This is a genomic window from Shewanella putrefaciens, assembly GCF_016406325.1.
Taxonomy (GTDB): Bacteria; Pseudomonadota; Gammaproteobacteria; order Enterobacterales; family Shewanellaceae; genus Shewanella; species Shewanella putrefaciens.
Map to the genome: position 1 here is coordinate 3,448,603 of NZ_CP066370.1, position 17,157 is coordinate 3,465,759.

Annotated in this window: 14 protein-coding genes and 1 pseudogene; 9 read left to right on the top strand and 6 right to left on the bottom strand. The window is 43.7% G+C overall.

Going from position 1 to position 17,157, the window contains the following annotated elements:
• Window positions 1-54: 54 nt before the first annotated feature.
• The 3 genes from JEZ96_RS15410 to JEZ96_RS15420 all read left to right on the top strand — a co-directional run bounded on the left by JEZ96_RS15410 (window position 55) and on the right by JEZ96_RS15420 (window position 2,111).
• On the top strand, window positions 55-708 hold the full coding sequence (locus JEZ96_RS15410) for a DUF4178 domain-containing protein (RefSeq protein ID WP_128090257.1): 654 nt from the start codon (window positions 55-57) through the stop codon (window positions 706-708).
• Window positions 709-829: 121 nt separating this feature from the next.
• Entirely contained in the window at window positions 830-1,159 is a 330-nt protein-coding gene (locus JEZ96_RS15415; protein WP_011788228.1) for a hypothetical protein, read from the top strand.
• 130 nt (window positions 1,160-1,289) lie between these two features.
• Window positions 1,290-2,111: a potassium channel family protein gene (locus JEZ96_RS15420; protein ID WP_011788227.1), complete on the top strand. Its 822-nt coding sequence runs from the start codon at window positions 1,290-1,292 to the stop codon at window positions 2,109-2,111.
• Between the two features lie 75 nt (window positions 2,112-2,186).
• On the opposite strand, the gene JEZ96_RS15425 is transcribed toward JEZ96_RS15420, so the two are convergent.
• Entirely contained in the window at window positions 2,187-3,698 is a 1,512-nt protein-coding gene (locus JEZ96_RS15425) for a CYTH domain-containing protein (RefSeq protein ID WP_164841990.1), read from the bottom strand.
• 232 nt (window positions 3,699-3,930) lie between these two features.
• Here JEZ96_RS15425 and JEZ96_RS15430 point away from each other — a divergent pair, with 232 nt between their 5' ends.
• The 4 genes and pseudogenes from JEZ96_RS15430 to putA all read left to right on the top strand — a co-directional run bounded on the left by JEZ96_RS15430 (window position 3,931) and on the right by putA (window position 10,114).
• Window positions 3,931-4,611, top strand: coding sequence for a TIGR00153 family protein (locus tag JEZ96_RS15430; RefSeq protein WP_011788225.1), 681 nt, complete (start codon window positions 3,931-3,933; stop codon window positions 4,609-4,611).
• 25 nt (window positions 4,612-4,636) lie between these two features.
• Window positions 4,637-5,926 carry an inorganic phosphate transporter gene (locus JEZ96_RS15435; protein ID WP_011788224.1) on the top strand — a complete coding sequence of 430 codons (1,290 nt, stop codon included), beginning with the start codon at window positions 4,637-4,639 and terminating at the stop codon, window positions 5,924-5,926.
• A gap of 196 nt (window positions 5,927-6,122) precedes the next feature.
• Window positions 6,123-6,671: pseudogene (locus JEZ96_RS15440) on the top strand (TIGR04211 family SH3 domain-containing protein).
• A 248-nt stretch (window positions 6,672-6,919) separates the two neighbouring features.
• Window positions 6,920-10,114 (top strand): bifunctional proline dehydrogenase/L-glutamate gamma-semialdehyde dehydrogenase PutA, encoded by a 3,195-nt coding sequence (gene putA, locus JEZ96_RS15445; protein WP_174704333.1) that lies wholly within the window; start codon window positions 6,920-6,922, stop codon window positions 10,112-10,114.
• A 53-nt stretch (window positions 10,115-10,167) separates the two neighbouring features.
• Here the strand turns inward: putA and JEZ96_RS15450 are convergent, their stop codons facing one another.
• From JEZ96_RS15450 to JEZ96_RS15465, 4 genes are all read right to left on the bottom strand, one after another.
• The gene (locus JEZ96_RS15450; protein ID WP_025007581.1) at window positions 10,168-10,893 is read right to left on the bottom strand and encodes a LemA family protein; all 726 of its coding nucleotides are present in this window, start codon (window positions 10,891-10,893) and stop codon (window positions 10,168-10,170) included.
• Between the two features lie 141 nt (window positions 10,894-11,034).
• The gene (locus tag JEZ96_RS15455) at window positions 11,035-11,889 is read right to left on the bottom strand and encodes a hypothetical protein (protein ID WP_061782951.1); all 855 of its coding nucleotides are present in this window, start codon (window positions 11,887-11,889) and stop codon (window positions 11,035-11,037) included.
• Window positions 11,889-13,487 (bottom strand): hypothetical protein, encoded by a 1,599-nt coding sequence (locus JEZ96_RS15460; protein WP_025007578.1) that lies wholly within the window; start codon window positions 13,485-13,487, stop codon window positions 11,889-11,891. The genes JEZ96_RS15455 and JEZ96_RS15460 overlap by 1 nt, the downstream gene beginning before the upstream one ends.
• A gap of 22 nt (window positions 13,488-13,509) precedes the next feature.
• The gene (locus JEZ96_RS15465) at window positions 13,510-15,048 is read right to left on the bottom strand and encodes an OmpA family protein (RefSeq protein WP_164841989.1); all 1,539 of its coding nucleotides are present in this window, start codon (window positions 15,046-15,048) and stop codon (window positions 13,510-13,512) included.
• A 350-nt stretch (window positions 15,049-15,398) separates the two neighbouring features.
• Here JEZ96_RS15465 and JEZ96_RS15470 point away from each other — a divergent pair, with 350 nt between their 5' ends.
• Both JEZ96_RS15470 and JEZ96_RS15475 read left to right on the top strand, forming a co-directional pair.
• Window positions 15,399-16,133 carry a DUF599 domain-containing protein gene (locus JEZ96_RS15470; protein WP_025007576.1) on the top strand — a complete coding sequence of 245 codons (735 nt, stop codon included), beginning with the start codon at window positions 15,399-15,401 and terminating at the stop codon, window positions 16,131-16,133.
• A gap of 97 nt (window positions 16,134-16,230) precedes the next feature.
• The gene (locus JEZ96_RS15475; protein ID WP_011788218.1) at window positions 16,231-16,407 is read left to right on the top strand and encodes a helix-turn-helix domain-containing protein; all 177 of its coding nucleotides are present in this window, start codon (window positions 16,231-16,233) and stop codon (window positions 16,405-16,407) included.
• 109 nt (window positions 16,408-16,516) lie between these two features.
• Here the strand turns inward: JEZ96_RS15475 and cyaB are convergent, their stop codons facing one another.
• A complete protein-coding gene (gene cyaB, locus JEZ96_RS15480) occupies window positions 16,517-17,110 on the bottom strand; it encodes a class IV adenylate cyclase (protein ID WP_014611249.1) in 594 nt (197 codons plus the stop codon).
• Window positions 17,111-17,157 lie beyond the last annotated feature (47 nt).

Sequence of the window (17,157 nt, forward strand, 5' to 3'; positions counted from 1 at the left end):
TCCGCAGCTATTCGCTTATCACGCAGCACACAGGCAAAGTCAGCAGGAGTGAATATGGGATTTTTTAACAGTATTTTTGGTACAAAAACGCCACCACAACGTGAGCTCAATCATCCATCCCAGCTTAATGTGGGCGATATGATCTCAATAGATGATAGTTTTGCCCTACCAACACAATTACGAGGTCAACAGCTTAAAGTCGAAGCTGTTAACACCTATGAGTTCGAGCGTAACCAACAAGCCGAATGGGTGCTTAAGGGGCATGGTAGCGATACCATTTATTTAAGTATTGAAGAAGACGATGAAACCTACCTCGCATTGTCCATTAAGATCACCCGTAACCAAGTTGAACAGATCTTTGATTTAGAACAATTTAGTACTCTATTTGATGAGCCTGGACACGCCGAATTAACAACTCAGGCGTTATCCACTGATAACGCTGCTCAACTTGAGCAATGGCTTGGAAAGCAATACCATCAAGTGACTTTTGCCGCCTTTGGTTATTTCCACCGCGAAGATTACCGAGGCCTAAAGCCACCCCAAGATGCTAATGGCAATACGGGCGAACCTTTTGAATATTACTTGCTACTCAATGATGATGAGAGCCGTGCAATCGAAATTGAAGTTTATGAAGGTGGCGATACCGATGTGGTATTGACCCTATACCGCCCTCTTACTGATATTAGGGAATACTGGCCTAGTAAGTAGCGGCTAGAATAAGATAAAGTGCGTGGCACGCACTTTATCGCTAATCTCAATACACTCCCTGTATAATTAACGCCAGCGTGAAAGCGTGATGCAACCAGTTGATAGCAATAGGTAATACGCAATGAGTAAAACAAAAAATCCACTTCCCGAACAATGGCTAAAAAATCAACAGGCGGCAAAAGCAACTCAAGTCGCTTTTGATCTTGATGAAAAATTTCAATACTCCATCCGTAAAGCGGCACTCGATGCAGGTGTGAGTCCTTCTGACCAAATCCGTACCATTTTAGGTTTAAGTGTATCCAAACGCCCGACCCGACCACGCCTCACCGTATCACTCAATGCCGATGACTATGTTCAACTCGCCAAAAAATATGGGCTAAGTGCTGAGGCGCAACTTGAGATAAAACGTCGTGTACTCGATGATCTAGTGCATTTTGTGGATAAGACCTAGCACATCCTACCTTGACAATGATTTGATGACAGGCACAGTAAAGACGCCATTTATCACAAACACAATTTACTCGTAGCATAAAGTCTTTTACTTTAGAGATTTATCGCACTTTAAAGGGATCATGTTTACCATGACAGATAAAACACCATGGTCGCTCCGTTCGCTTAATGGCCCATCACCTATTGAGCTGGCGATGATGTTGTTATCCCTACTGTCGGTGATCATCGTCCTCGTCATGACCTTTGTCCGACTCGACACTGAAACCTATCGTTTACTCTTTTTTATTGATACCAGTGTCTGTCTGATTTTTATGGCCAACTTTTTTGTGGGTTTATTCCGTGCTCGCAATAAGACGTTTTATCTACGCCATCACTGGATTGACTTTATTGCAAGCATTCCAGCAATAGAAGCACTACGTATCGCGCGTGTTTTCCAGATCCTACGAGTGATCCGTTTGATCCGCATGAGTAGCTCACTGCTATTACCGCTGATAAAACAACGAAAACAAGCCACCTTAGCCAGTCTATTAGTTGCCATGGTAACAATACTTACCTTCGCTTCCATCATTATTTTAATTGTTGAAAGTGGCACTGAAGGTGCCAATATTCAAACGGCTGAACAGGCGATTTGGTGGGCTCTAGTGACTATTTCTACCGTAGGTTACGGAGATTATTATCCGGTAAGTACAGTCGGGCATATTGTTGGTGGTCTGGTTATTGTTAGCGGCGTCAGTTTCTTCGGGGTTATTTCAGGTTATATGGCATCCGTATTTGTCGCACCCGATGAAACAGAGCAGCAAGAACGTCAGGATGCCCATAAGGCCGAAATTAAGTCTGAGCTTGAACTCGCACTCCTTAGGATGGAAGAGAACCAAAAGCAAATTGAAGAAAATCAGACTAAAATGTTGCAGCAAATTACAGAGTTAAGACAAGCCTTAGAAAATAAAAAATGATAATTTTCTGTTTGAAAACATCTCAATAAAAAGGGCTCAATTTTAAGCCCTTTTACCCACCTAAACTGCGCTCTGCTACCAATATGTTTTTTGCTGCATAGCATTACGTCTTGATGATTCCATCGCAAATAATAAGCTTTGCTGTTTATCTTCAAGCCACTCACTTAAATCAATACCTAGCTGCTGTGCGGTCAAATTTAAGACGCGATAGTTAGCTAATGTTTTAACTCCAAGTACAAGATCCTGCCAAGGGGCCCGAAAAGCGTCGCGAGATTCAGCCTCGTACAAACTGCCATATACCTGCCCAACAAGTAGCCCTTCATCCAAAACAGGAGATACCCGCAAATAGTCATCACAATCCATCGACTTATCAGGCGACATAATATCGAGTATCGCCTGCCAGGAGGCTTGCTGAACACAGTCAGCGTGCTGCCGCAAATCTAACCTACCCATTAATGGAATACGCCCAGCACTGATACCAAGTAAAATATCAACAATAGCTAACTGCAATTGACCATATTCAACTTGCTGCCATAACAAGGGCAACTGTTCAGCCAACTTAAGCGCGGCTAATCGTATCTGTAGTTGCCGCGTCAGCGCCATATTGTCCGTCAGCTTTGTCATTAAACATTTTTGACTGCCGAGCAATGCCGTCAGGGATTGCGCTTCTTCAATAAAAGCTAATTGCTTTTCTATATGGGTAAACAGATGTGACAATCTGACATCAAGTAACCCAAACTGATTTAAGGTCATTCGTAGCAAGCGAATACAAGCTCTCATCCGCCACCAAAGCGCCACACAGGCTTCGTTATCTTGCTCTTCTGCAATCATGCCTTCTAGGAGTTGCCAACGCTCGAGTGCTGTCTCAAGTAAAACCTGACAAGTAGTCATTAATGCTTGCTGATGGGATTGATGAAGATTCACCTCCTCCGGGGTTGGCAGAGGCAAAAATGCTAACGCACTTAAAGCCAATGGCGTAGATTTGCCCGCAAGATGATATCCCCGCTGCGCTTTACTCGCTTTGCCCAAACGAACAGGAACAACATTGGCGACTTCAGAAGCAAGAGTAAGTAAAGCCTGTGTTTCACCACTGAGTAGCTCAAACTCTAATTCACACAAAGCCTCCTGCTTACCATTCGCTGTAATTTCTCCGGTGTCCAACGCCACTTCAACTAAGCTACCACCAACCTGAATATGCCAAGCTCGGCGATAAAAATCGGTGTGAAATACACAGGAAAGTTGGGCCTGAGTTGTGAGCAAATCCGCATCTACAGGCCAAATTTCAGCAGGGAATAGACTTAAATCAGGGCCATCCCCCTCAATAGTGACATTATACTCTGGGCGGGAATGGATCCCGCCCACCACTTGCCCTGCAGTTTTGATGGTTTGTTCTTTATGCGCATCGTAGCCTCGCACTCTTAATCCCATGTGCCATTTTCGCAACTGTAAATCAGGAGTATCAAAGTAGCCATTGACCAAACGGCGTTGGCCCTGAGGGATAGCGTTATCGAGGCTATCTAATTTATTTATCAGGAAATCTTGATATTTAGGCAGGAAAAACAGTTTTAATTCTATCTCAGCACTCATTGCGTAACCGCTCATTTTGTCATCAAATATTCATCAATGCGTCATTTTTGGTTCATAATGTCACAAATGTGTCATAAAAAACCCGTAGGATTTGGTTTTGCAGTTGGTATATAACCCGTTAGAATAAAGCTGTGGTTTTTTCTTCAAAAAACACAGTTTCAATACGCGGACGCATAGGTTAACATGCGCCCGCTTTTTCCAATCATGGAACAATCTAAATAGGTAAACGGCAATGCCAGTAAACTCTATTTTGGGCGTGTTTGCAAAATCGCCAATTAAGCCTCTTCAAGAGCACATGGACAAAGTCTACGATTGCGCATCGTTACTGGTCCCCTTTTTCGAAGCCACTATCACAGGTAACTGGGATAGTGCAGTTCAACTACGCAAGCAAATTAGTTTAGCAGAAAAGCAAGGTGACTCGCTGAAACGTGAAATTCGCCTCACTCTGCCAAGCGGTTTGTTTATGCCGGTAGAACGCACTGATTTATTGGAACTTTTAACTCAACAAGACAAAATCGCTAATAAAGCAAAAGATATCTCTGGTCGTGTAATCGGCCGTCAACTGTTAATCCCTCAGGTCATGCAAGTCCCTTTTATTGCTTATCTACAACGTTGTATCGATGCAGTAGGTTTAGCAAAAGAAGTCATTAACGAACTCGAAGATCTATTAGAAACAGGTTTCCGCGGTCGTGAAGTGGATTTAGTGGCAAAAATGATCAACGAACTCGATATCATCGAAGAAGACACTGATGATCTACAAATTCAGTTACGCCGTCAGTTATTTACCTTGGAATCTGAATTGAATCCTGTCGATGTGATGTTCCTCTACAAAACGATTGAATGGGTCGGTGGTCTTGCAGATCTCGCCGAACGCGTCGGTTCGCGTCTTGAGCTTATGCTGGCTCGCGTTTAACAAATAAGGTTATCAAGGTATCAATATGGTTGATGCAGGTATTGAGGTGGCTAACGTTTTAGTCACCAATGGCCCGTGGCTTATTGCCGTTGCGGCTGCATTTGGTTTTCTCATGGCGTGGGGTATTGGCGCGAATGACGTTGCTAATGCGATGGGAACCTCCGTCGGTTCAAATGCAATCACGATAAAACAAGCGATTATTATCGCGATGATTTTCGAATTCGCGGGTGCTTATTTAGCCGGTGGCGAAGTCACCAGTACGATACGTAACGGAATTATCGATCCCAATTACTTCACGGACACGCCTGAATTACTGGTTTACGGTATGATAGGTTCGCTGCTTGCTGCAGGTATTTGGCTAGTCGTGGCTTCAGCCCTAGGCTGGCCAGTATCAACAACTCACTCTATCGTTGGCGCCATTATCGGCTTTGCTGCGGTAGGTGTCGGGAGTGATTCGGTCTCTTGGGATAAAGTAGGCGGAATTGTTGGCTCATGGGTCGTTACCCCTGCAATTTCTGGTTTTATCGCATTTATCCTCTTCCAAAGTACCCAAAAGCTAATTTTTAACACTGATGACCCACTAAGTAATGCAAAACGCTATGTGCCTTTCTATATGGCATTTGCAGGCTTTATCATGGCATTAGTGACTATTTTGAAGGGATTAAGCCATGTAGGTATCAACCTAAAAGGTGCTGATGCCTATTTGTTAGCCGGCGCAGTAGCGATAGCTGTGGGTCTTTTCGGTAAGGTAGCAATTTCTCGTTTAAAAATGAGTGATAAAACCAGCCGTCAAACAATGTACGCTAACGTTGAGAAAGTGTTTGCTATTCTTATGGTCGTTACCGCTTGTTGTATGGCTTTTGCCCATGGTTCGAACGATGTCGCAAATGCCATTGGCCCATTAGCGGCTGTCGTTTCTGTTGTGAATAGTGGCGGTGAGATTGCTGCTAAATCTGCTTTAGTCTGGTGGATTTTACCCCTTGGTGCTGTGGGTATTGTGATGGGCTTAGCGATCTTCGGTAAGCGTGTAATGCAAACTATCGGTAAAAACATTACTCACTTAACACCAAGCCGTGGTTTTGCTGCAGAGTTAGCAGCCGCCTCAACAGTCGTTATTGCATCCGGTACTGGTTTACCTATTTCAACTACGCAAACCTTAGTGGGCGCAGTTTTAGGCGTAGGCATGGCACGTGGTATTGCGGCGATTAATCTCGGTGTAGTACGCAATATTGTTGTATCTTGGGTTGTAACTTTACCTGCTGGTGCGGGTCTATCAATTGTCTTCTTCTTTATTATTAAAGGTATCTTTAATTAAGAAGATGTAAAGCGTCTACAACTTTCAAATTGTAGAAAAGCATAAAACAAACAGGAATAGCTAGCATGGATGCCGCAAAGTTGAGGGAAGTCTATGACTTCCCTCTTGCATTGCAGGCATCAAATCCATAGCATGTGTTCACTATTTCGTTGATGAGAATACAAAAGTGTTAAGACTCCTGACTCTGGTGGGAATGATGTTGCTATCTCCCAACCTGCTGGCCGAAGGCCAATCCCGCTACATCTCGGATAACGTGTTTCTTTATCTTTTAAATGGTCCAAGTACAGATTATCGTATTTTAGGTTCCATTGAAGCGGGTCAACCTGTTACCTTTTTAAATGAAACCCAAGGTGATTATTCAAAAATAATTGATCACAAAGGCCGAGAAGGTTGGGTACTTACCAATTTAATTAGCTCGACTCAAAGTTTCCGTGAGCAAGTACCAGTCTTAAAAGATGAATTAGCTAAAGCAAAGGCGGAATTAGCAGAGGTGTTTAATTCAAAAGATAACCATGCTGGTGAGGTTATCGAATTAAAAGCCAAGCTGAGTGAGCTGGAAAATACCTTGGAACAAACAATTAAAGAACGGGATAATTTAAAAGTCGCTGTTGATTGAAGCGCCCAAGATGAGCGCTTCGAATTGTGGCGTCAGGGTGGATTGATTGCAGGTGCGGGGTTAATTGCGGGTATGATCTTAGTCTATCTCCCCAGACCACAACGTCGTAATAAAAAGCGTTGGATGTAATTCTGGACCTAATCAATATCGAGCAAAAAGCCAGTGTTTTAAACCACTGGCTTTTTGTCAATTAAGCGTTACATCAATTCATTTACGCCTCAGTTAAACATTCTTCACATTCTTCCACTCGATAGTGTTGTCCGTCACATTTTGCTTGTATAATCTGCGCGCGCAAACCTTCATATTGTATACAAAATATCAAATGCGTTTCGCGTCTCCCTATTTGTTTCAACAATAGCGCCCCAATAACGGCCAAGATGGAAGCGATAACTATGTTCAAAGCGAGTGAAGTGCTGGCAGGCCGCTACGATTCTGCCAATCTCGACGAACTGTTCAAAGCTATCAGCGACAACTACATTGTCGATGAAGAACAATACTTGTCAGAGCTAATCAAACTAGTGCCCTCCAGTGATGAAGCCATAGAGCGTGTCACTCGTCGAGCCCATGAACTGGTCAACAAGGTTCGTCAATTTGAGAAAAAAGGCTTAATGGTTGGCATTGATGCCTTCCTGCAGCAATACAGCCTAGAAACACAGGAAGGCATTATCCTGATGTGCTTAGCCGAAGCGCTGTTACGTATTCCCGATGCCGCCACCGCAGATGCGCTAATTGAAGATAAGCTTTCAGGCGCTAAGTGGGATGAGCATATGAGTAAAAGTGACTCAGTGCTGGTTAACGCATCGACCTGGGGCCTAATGCTCACGGGTAAAATTGTTAGTTTAGATAAAAAACTCGATGGCACCCCAAGCAGCCTACTCAGCCGTTTAGTGAATCGCTTGGGTGAACCCGTGATCCGTCAGGCCATGATGGCGGCGATGAAGATCATGGGTAAACAGTTTGTCCTTGGCCGCACGATGAAAGAAGCGCTCAAAAACAGCGAAGACAAGCGCAAATTAGGCTATACCCATTCCTACGATATGCTGGGCGAAGCGGCGTTAACTCGCAAAGATGCCGATAAATACTATACCGATTACGCCAATGCGATAACCGAACTCGGTGCTCAAAGCTATAACGAAAATGAATCACCGCGCCCAACTATCTCCATCAAACTATCGGCACTGCACCCACGTTACGAAGTGGCCAATGAAGATCGTGTTTTAACTGAGCTGTACGATACAGTGATTCGCCTGATTAAGCTGGCACGTGGCTTAAATATCGGTATATCTATCGATGCTGAAGAAGTCGATCGCCTCGAGTTATCACTGAAACTGTTCCAAAAACTGTTTAATTCTGAAGCGACAAAAGGCTGGGGATTACTGGGTATTGTGGTTCAAGCTTACTCTAAGCGTGCCCTGCCCGTGCTAGTTTGGTTAACGCGTCTGGCGAAAGAGCAAGGGGATGAAATCCCCGTCCGCTTAGTAAAAGGCGCCTATTGGGATAGCGAACTAAAATGGGCGCAGCAAGCGGGTGAAGCCGCCTATCCTCTCTACACTCGTAAAGCCGGTACCGACGTATCTTACCTAGCCTGTGCACGTTACCTGTTATCGGATGCGACTCGTGGTGCTATCTACCCACAATTTGCTAGCCACAATGCGCAAACCGTGGCGGCCATTTCCGATATGGCGGGCGATCGTAACCATGAGTTCCAACGCTTACACGGCATGGGACAAGAACTGTACGACACTATTTTATCGGAAGCTGGCGCGAAAGCGGTACGTATCTATGCGCCTATCGGTGCCCATAAAGATCTGCTGCCCTACTTAGTCCGTCGCCTGCTGGAAAACGGCGCGAATACTTCGTTCGTCCACAAACTAGTCGATCCTAAAACGCCAATCGAATCATTAGTGGTACATCCGTTAAAGACATTGACGGGCTATAAAACCCTGGCTAACAACAGAATCGTTTTACCTACCGACATTTTCGGTAGTGATCGCAAAAATTCCAAGGGACTCAATATGAACATCATTTCCGAATCTGAGCCATTCTTCGCAGCCTTAGACAAATTTAAAAATACCCAATGGCAAGCGGGCCCTCTGGTTAACGGTAAAACCTTAACTGGTGAACATAAAACGGTTGTTAGCCCATACGATACCACTCAAACCGTGGGTCAAGTGGCCTTTGCAGATAAAGCTGCTATCGAACAAGCACTGGCATCCGCCGAAGCGGCATTTACCTCTTGGGCACGTACGCCAGTAGAAACCCGTGCATCTGCACTGCAAAAGTTAGCGGATTTATTAGAAGAAAACCGTGAAGAATTGATCGCGCTTTGTACCCGTGAAGCGGGCAAGAGCATTCAAGACGGTATCGACGAAGTGCGTGAAGCCGTTGATTTCTGTCGTTACTACGCAGTGCAAGCCAAGAAAATGATGGCAAAACCTGAACTGCTTCCTGGCCCAACGGGTGAACTGAACGAACTGTTCCTCCAAGGCCGCGGTGTGTTCGTCTGTATCAGCCCATGGAACTTCCCATTGGCTATCTTCTTAGGCCAAGTGTCTGCGGCATTAGCGGCGGGTAACACAGTCATCGCAAAACCTGCGGAGCAAACCTCGATTATTGGTTACCGTGCGGTGCAACTCGCACACCAAGCAGGTATTCCTGTCGAGGTGCTGCAATTCCTACCGGGTACTGGTGCGACTGTGGGTAGCGCAATTACGGCCGATGAACGTATCGGTGGTGTATGCTTTACTGGTTCAACTGGCACAGCAAAACTGATTAACCGCACACTCGCCAACCGCGAAGGCGCGATTATTCCATTAATCGCCGAAACTGGCGGTCAAAATGCCATGGTGGTGGACTCAACCTCTCAACCTGAGCAAGTAGTGAACGATGTGGTTTCATCGTCATTCACCAGTGCGGGCCAACGCTGCTCGGCGCTGCGCGTACTCTTCCTCCAAGAAGATATCGCTGATCGCGTGATCGACGTGCTGCAAGGTGCTATGGATGAATTAGTGATTGGCAACCCAAGTTCAGTGAAAACCGACGTAGGCCCAGTGATTGACGCCACAGCCAAAGCTAACTTAGATGCCCACATCGACCATATCAAACAAGTCGGTAAGCTTATCAAGCAAATGCCACTGCCTGCGGGCACTGAGAACGGTCACTTCGTGTCGCCAACCGCGGTTGAAATCGATTCAATTAAAGTGCTTGAGAAAGAACACTTTGGCCCAATCCTGCATGTGATCCGTTATAAAGCGGCAGATCTTGGCAAAGTGATCGATGAAATCAACAGCACGGGCTTTGGCTTAACCTTAGGCATCCACAGCCGTAACGAAGGCCATGCCCTCGAAGTAGCTGACAAGGTTAACGTGGGTAACGTGTATATCAACCGTAACCAAATCGGCGCTGTGGTTGGCGTACAGCCTTTCGGTGGTCAAGGCCTGTCAGGCACAGGCCCGAAAGCCGGTGGCCCACACTACCTAACCCGTTTTGTGACTGAAAAGACCCGCACCAATAACATCACCGCCATCGGTGGTAATGCGACATTGCTGTCACTGGGTGATAGTGAAGAATAATATCTTTCACCAGTGAGAGTTGAACAAAAGCCAGACCGTGTCTGGCTTTTTTATTAGGCTTCTTTCTCTGCTGCGGCTGATTCCTTTTTTTCTATCTTTGTTTTAGCAGCTTCAACTACCTTAGTAATGGCTATATCACCTTGATCAACAACTGACTTAAACGTTTCCGATTGTTTAGCATTCTCTATATGCGTGGTCGCAGAGGCTTTGAGGTATTTTGCAGAGGACTTCAAGGTTTGTGACGAGGTGTTGATCAAATTTTTCACTGCTTCCGAATCATCACGATTGAAAATCGCTAGAGAGCTCAAGGTATCCTCGTTATCAGCATTGTAATAAGGTGCGGAATCAAAACTCAGCTTATTTGCCACTAACATAGTGGGAAAGCTAGAGCGGTAACTATTGTAAATATTCACATGCTTATTATAAGTCTCACGTTTCGCCGCAATGTTATCTTCTAAGTCTTCCAACTGCTTCATAAGCTTGGAATAGGTTTCATTTGCTTTCAACTCAGGGAAGCTTTGTGACAACGCAGCCAAAGACTGGGTACTGGCCTGTTGATCTGCTGATATTTTAAGATGTGTTAACTTTTCATGATCGCCGAAACCTTGTGCAATATCGATCACTCTTGATGCCAAATCTCTTCGCTTTTGCAAAGAAACCTGAATATTGGAGGCTTGTTCAACCAGAGATTGCTTTTTAGATTGCAACGAGTTGTAGGTAAAAATTGACCAAATAGCAAATGCACAAAACAGCACAAATAAGATCAAGATAATGTCCATTAAATATCCTTAAAATAAAATCAACTATGAGGCTATGAAGTCATAGCCTCATCTTAATAGATTAAATAAGCCATTTTTTGAAATAACAATATAGCTCTACAATTACACATACTAAAAGCCAGACCGAATCTGGCTTTTTTATTACATATCACTCATTAATACTGGTTGTCCAAATTCCTTTAACTGAGCATTGGATGCCTCAAAGTACTGCTGCCAAAACTGTTTCAGCGGGAGCATGACTTGACCACCTCTAAATCCTTTCGATGTCGCTGGCACCCAACCCGCGCCCAATACGTAGATGTCCGCTTGCTTAAAATCACTTAACATATTGGCTTTTTGGACTTTCTGCATCTCTTGCTCGGGCGCAATCACTTTCAAGGTGTTTTTACTGTAAAAACTGGTGACATCGGAATTTTCAACCATATCAGAAACCAGTAACAGCACACGTCGTTCTGCCTGATTGACCGCTACTTGTGGGGCAATCACCTGAGATAAATTGGTAATTATCTCAGTTTTAGGTACATCCGCATCATGAGGTTTAAAAGCATTTTTGATATGGGCGTCGACTTTAGTTTTTACAAATTGAGTCTGTTTCGCCATGCAGTTATCGAAGGTCATTAAACTCTTTTTGGAAACATCATCTCTATCTGCAATATCTGTGTCTAATCTTCCACTGAATAACACATCAGTATAAAAATCCTTCACATAAGCACTAAAGCTGATAATGGTGATTTTATCCCCAGGTTGCAAAAAGAGGTGCACTTTTTCATGGACTAACTTCTTAATATTAATGTCCGGTGAAAACGTACCATCAACGGCAACAAATAAATGGCGGCCAGAAACAACCTTAGCCGTCGACGGTTCGATTTTTGCGAAGTCGTAGCAGCTCTTAATGTCATTTCTTTCGGCTGCCACTGCTGGCACACACACCGCTAAGACAAATGCGCTAAATAAACCACCCCGCATAAACCGAGCGAGTTTTGTCATTCGAGCCATTAGCTTAATTCTCCAAGCAACTCTTTGCGTAAACGCTCCCGCATTTGCTCTTCTGTTTCGACAACCTTTTTCTGCTGTGCCATCTCTGCCAGTAACTCCTGACGAATGCGTTGCTCTGCCTGTTCTGGAGTTTCGGCTTCCGCGGCTTTTTTAGCTTTCGCATCAGCAATCATTTCAGCTTTTAATCTGGCCTCCATCGCCTCAGGGGTTTCAATATCCGTCACTGTATTTGATGTCGCAACGGTGGCACTTTTCATCGTTTGGTGGTTAGTGATAGTTTGATGCTCACGTAAACGTACCGATTGATTATATCGATTTTCAGCATTGCCTAAATCTTCCATATAGGTAAGGAATGAACGACTTCCACAACCTTCAAGCATCTCTAACACCTTAGGATCTTGGCAATTGACTTCGGCCTTTTGATTCATTCTTTGCTGTAAGTTAGTGAGGCGTTTTTGGGCTACTCGCGCAACTTGCTGCTTTAAACGAGAATAGTGAGTCTTAAATTCACGTTCACTCTTAAAGTTACCGATTTCCTTACGTGCATCTTTAGAATGCTTACCCGCAAACCCAGTTTTAAAGCCAATTAAAATGCCAAAAATCTGTAGTAAAACAAATAGGAAAGCTAAGAAGATAAATGTTCCCCATCCTCCCTTTTGTTCACGCTCCCATAAATCATTACCCGCTTTATCATCCGCGTTTTTAGCCTCTTGTACTAACATAGCAGGAGCGGCTTCCGCATATGGATCTTGCTCTTGATAAAGTCCACTTGACTGTTTGAGGTTTACCTCATCAATGTGCATTTTTTCTAATACTTGACCACGAACATAGGTTGCAAGTACTGCAATCACAATAATCGCCACCGCGGTAATGGTCGTGATTAAATAACGCGGCTTTACCTCTGCATTAGTTGAAATTCGGTTAATCAGCTGTTTGTATTGAGGCTCGTCGTCATCCTCGAAGGTTTTATCTAAATTAATCCGAGTATTAGGTGCGAGTTCTGGGGTTGACTTATCGCGGTTTTTAGCATTTTTCCACCATACTTTGGCTTTTTTAATTAATGAGTTAGCGTGTAACTCATGTCCAGTAAAATGTGTTAAACCAACCAATAAAACTGAGATGATAAAAGCGATACCGACAGCACCTTGCTGTTGCAGTTTTTCAGAAGCACCGGGGATCGTAAAACCAGAAAGTACATAACTGAACCCCATCGCTTCAACAAACACTAAAGCGGCAATGAGTATCCAACCAAAAATATGTAAATTATTGCGCCCATTTTCAGTCACTTTACCTAAGTAATCCTGACTCTTACTAAAGAGCTCCTCGTCTTTATTGACTTTTTCATAGTGGGCAGCGAAATCGGCACATAATGCGACCTCACTATTGAGCCACTCTTTATCGTAATTTTTAACTTGGGTTTCATAATCTTTTGCCAAGCGACTTTCCTTACCTATTAACGGAAAGGCATACCAAGTATTAAGCCACCAAAAACTCACTTGATCCCACCAAATCGTAATCGTCACGATTAACGCCATCATAGAGAGCAGTAACACAACAAGTGCACGGTACTCGTTAAACAGAATAGATATAAAATCCATTTCCCACTCCTAAGCGTATTGCTTATAACAATTTAGGTTCAAAACCTGCTTCATAAACGGTCTTATTTTTTTCGTAATACAACTTACCCGCTATCGCTGTGGTCGATCTGTCAATCGGCATCACCACATCCATGCAACGTACTGGAGAATCTTTATCTGTGGTAAAAATCCGATATAACAACCCCCTATCGCCATAATAGGTTTCAACATGGCTTGATAGCTCATAACTAGGCGCTTCTTGACTTGCCCCCTTATAGTTTTTCCAAATATTCACTTTAGGCGCCGCAACGGCCGTACCGCTATCTTTAATCACAGCAACTGGGGACAAACCAATGTAGTGACCATTCACTTTATTGACCCAAACCGTACCATTCATCCCTGGTAAGTAATCGGCAGTATTGTAATCTTGGCGATTATAACTCTCACCCGTCGCTAAACTTTTCACGTCTCCAGCCACTCTTGGCCCTTCGACGGCACAGTTAAGGCTCGATATTTCAGATGCATAGGCATTACTAAATAAGGCAAATCCACTTTCTTTTTTCGTTCCGACCAATTGAGCAAAGTTAGTCGATGGATCCGTCATTTTTTGGCCACCAAAATCCACTAAAGCCTTTTGCTGCTTTACAGGCTCAATTAATTGCACCATCTCAGATTGCGTCATGGTGATTTGTGCATCTTTACTTGCAACATCAACAGATTTTGCGGTGGTTTCACTCGGCTTGACCGTGGCAACCTTATCCTGGGAGCGACGAGATAAATAACTGAGATTAGTTTTTTGTTTGTTAGAATAAGCCAGAAGCTGATCTGGCTTACCCTCAATTTCAACAATTTCCACCCGACGATTTTTAGCCTTACCAGCTTCATCGGTATTGGCCGCAACAGGTTGTGATTCACCTGCACCTTGGAAAAATAATCTTTCTGTCGGAACGCCAGCCTGATTAAAGAGCGTGGCAACATAACGCGCACGCGCTTCGCTTAACGTCTGATTCAACGATTCACTGCCACTGGCATCGGTGTGACCTGTAATAAGGGTATTCTGTTTAGAATCTTTATAGATAGCGGCTAATTTTTGAAATTTCTTTTTTGCCTGTGCTGTCGCTTCCGCTGAGCCTGAGCCAAACATCATTTCATCGGTGCTAGAAATTGTCGCGGCCATACCTACGACTTGATAATCAGCATATTTTTCCTGTTCTTCCTTTGACATAGCTTGATTATTAGCACTGATCAATAAGCTATTTTGTTGGTTATCTGCATTGGTTGATGTGCTGATTGAAGTGAATTGAATATCGAGATTTTCAGTTTTCGCTAATGCTTCAAGTGCTTCACGCTTCTTTTGAAAATCGTAGCCCACAGTACAACCAATCGCAGCACCAGCAGCACCGCCATAAGCCATCCCCTTTTTTCCACCCAAATAATTACCGATGAGTACCCCTAAACCAGTACCGATGGCACAGCCTATAACCGTCTCTTTATTCTCCTCTACAGATTGCGTAATTGCACAACTACTTAATGATAATGCGGTAACGACTGCTACTGCTATGGGCTTGAAATTAGACGTCATAGTCATCCCTAACGTTAAAATTTAAGAATTTGATTTGGTATGTGAAAATTAACTTAAGAATTAGAAGAAATTACCTTTTGAATGTCAATCTAAAGTTGATACTCATGTAACCAAAATATTAATTCAGCGAAGATAATGTAAACCCTTACAGGCAATAGCTCATCTAAGCCATTTACGATAACCAATAACAAAGTTCATTTTTCCGATTGTGAACAAACAATCACTATTCATAAAAATTATCATTAAAGTGTTTTTCTAAGTTGCGCCCAGTATTTCTCTCCCCGCATAATCTGCTAATTGAAATCCACACATACGCATTACTACACATCTAACCTAACTCTAAGGTAGCTATGACATTCTCGTTATTGGATATTTCTGCATTGATATGGTTTATCGTTTCTTGGGCTGGCTATACCGCTTTTGCGCGGCGTAAAGCAAGGGATACTAACTGCATCGCCCGTGGATTACACAAGCACAGGATTTATTGGATGCTTGAAGTGATGACCCGTGGTGTACGTGTAGGTGATGCTGCGCTACTGGCGAACCTTGAGCGCAATATTGCATTTTTTGCGTCAACGACGCTGTTTGTACTCGCGGGTGTACTGACCTTATTTGCGCAAGTAGAGCGTCTTGAAAGTGTTATTGCGACCATCCCTTTTGCCGCGCCACCCAATCATGCACTGGTGCAAGTTAAGCTAGCTCTACTTGTTGGGATCTTTGTGATGGCCTTTTTCCAATTCACTTGGTCAATGCGCCAATATGGCTTTGTAAACGTCATGATTGGTGCGGGCCCATTAGATGCTGATGGTTCAAACGAAAATCTTAGGGGCTATGCAAGGCAGATGGCCACAGTGCAAGATCAGGCCGCCCATTCCTATAACTATGGTCTACGGGCCTATTACTTCTCCATGGCTGTGCTTTGCTGGTTTGTTCACCCTACCCTCTTTATTTCAGCTAGCTTATTTGTGGTTATTACTTTATATCGCCGCGAATTTAAGTCTCGCGCAGTGATGGCAATTACCGCAGCAAAGGGGCATTTAGGTGAGGAGTATGAAACTCGCGAGGCCAAACGCCAACAAAGCTGAACCCATGAACACCACAGTGCGAGCAGTTAAGCACTGTGGTTTTATTCTTGTCCTATACTCTTGTAGTTATATTTCAACCAACATATGAGAGTACGCCATGAGTGAGCAATTATTAACCTTAGATGAAGTTTGCAAAATGCTAGATAAAACCCCAACGACCATTAAACGCTATGCACGGGAAAATTTGCTTTCCAGTGTTCAAGAAAATGGTGAATTGAAATTTCCTGAAGCAGAAGTAAAACGTTATTTGGCTTTTTCTCAACGCTTAGGTTAGCTTTCACGCTTTCCTTAATTTGAATAGCCACTGTTACGCAATACACAGCAACACGGAGTATAAATCCAAAAGGATTTGATTTTATCCTCGCAAGCATCCTTAACTTAACTCAAAATGTCCTTAGGTTCAGTGCTTGCTTTAGTTCACGGTAAGATAAAAACTCTCGCTGTGTTTCACTCAGTCCTAAATCTTCAGCAAGTTGCAATAACTTAACTTCATACATGGCTAATAAGGATTCATCATTAGTCATTATTGCCAACTCTGCAAAATCCCCCAGACCTTCAAGATGATCGACTGTCAGGTGAAACTCACCGAGAAAATAAATACTGCGGCGCTTTTTCATTTCGAGCACACACTCATAGCCTAAGGTATGCAACATACTCTTGGCTTTAGTCGCATCAGTAATATTCACGGCTTCGCAGCGGTCCTTTTCTGGGCCTTTAACTATCCACAGCATAATGCCAGAAGGCTGCATCTCACGGATGCATAAGCTCTTATGTTCAGATTTTAAAGACGCTGAAGGCGAGTCAAAGTAACAATCATGCTCAAGGTTATCCTCAAGCATCACCTCGGGGGATTTAGCGTGTAACCGCGCCCAAAACATTTCGCGATCGGTCAATCGATACTTAAGTTCTACCTCAAACTTGCCATTAAAATGGGCATCGATTTGTGGTGCAAGACTTTCAGGTATCACACTATTCATAAAATTTGCCTCAGTGTTTAACGCAAATAACGGCCGACTAAAGGTGA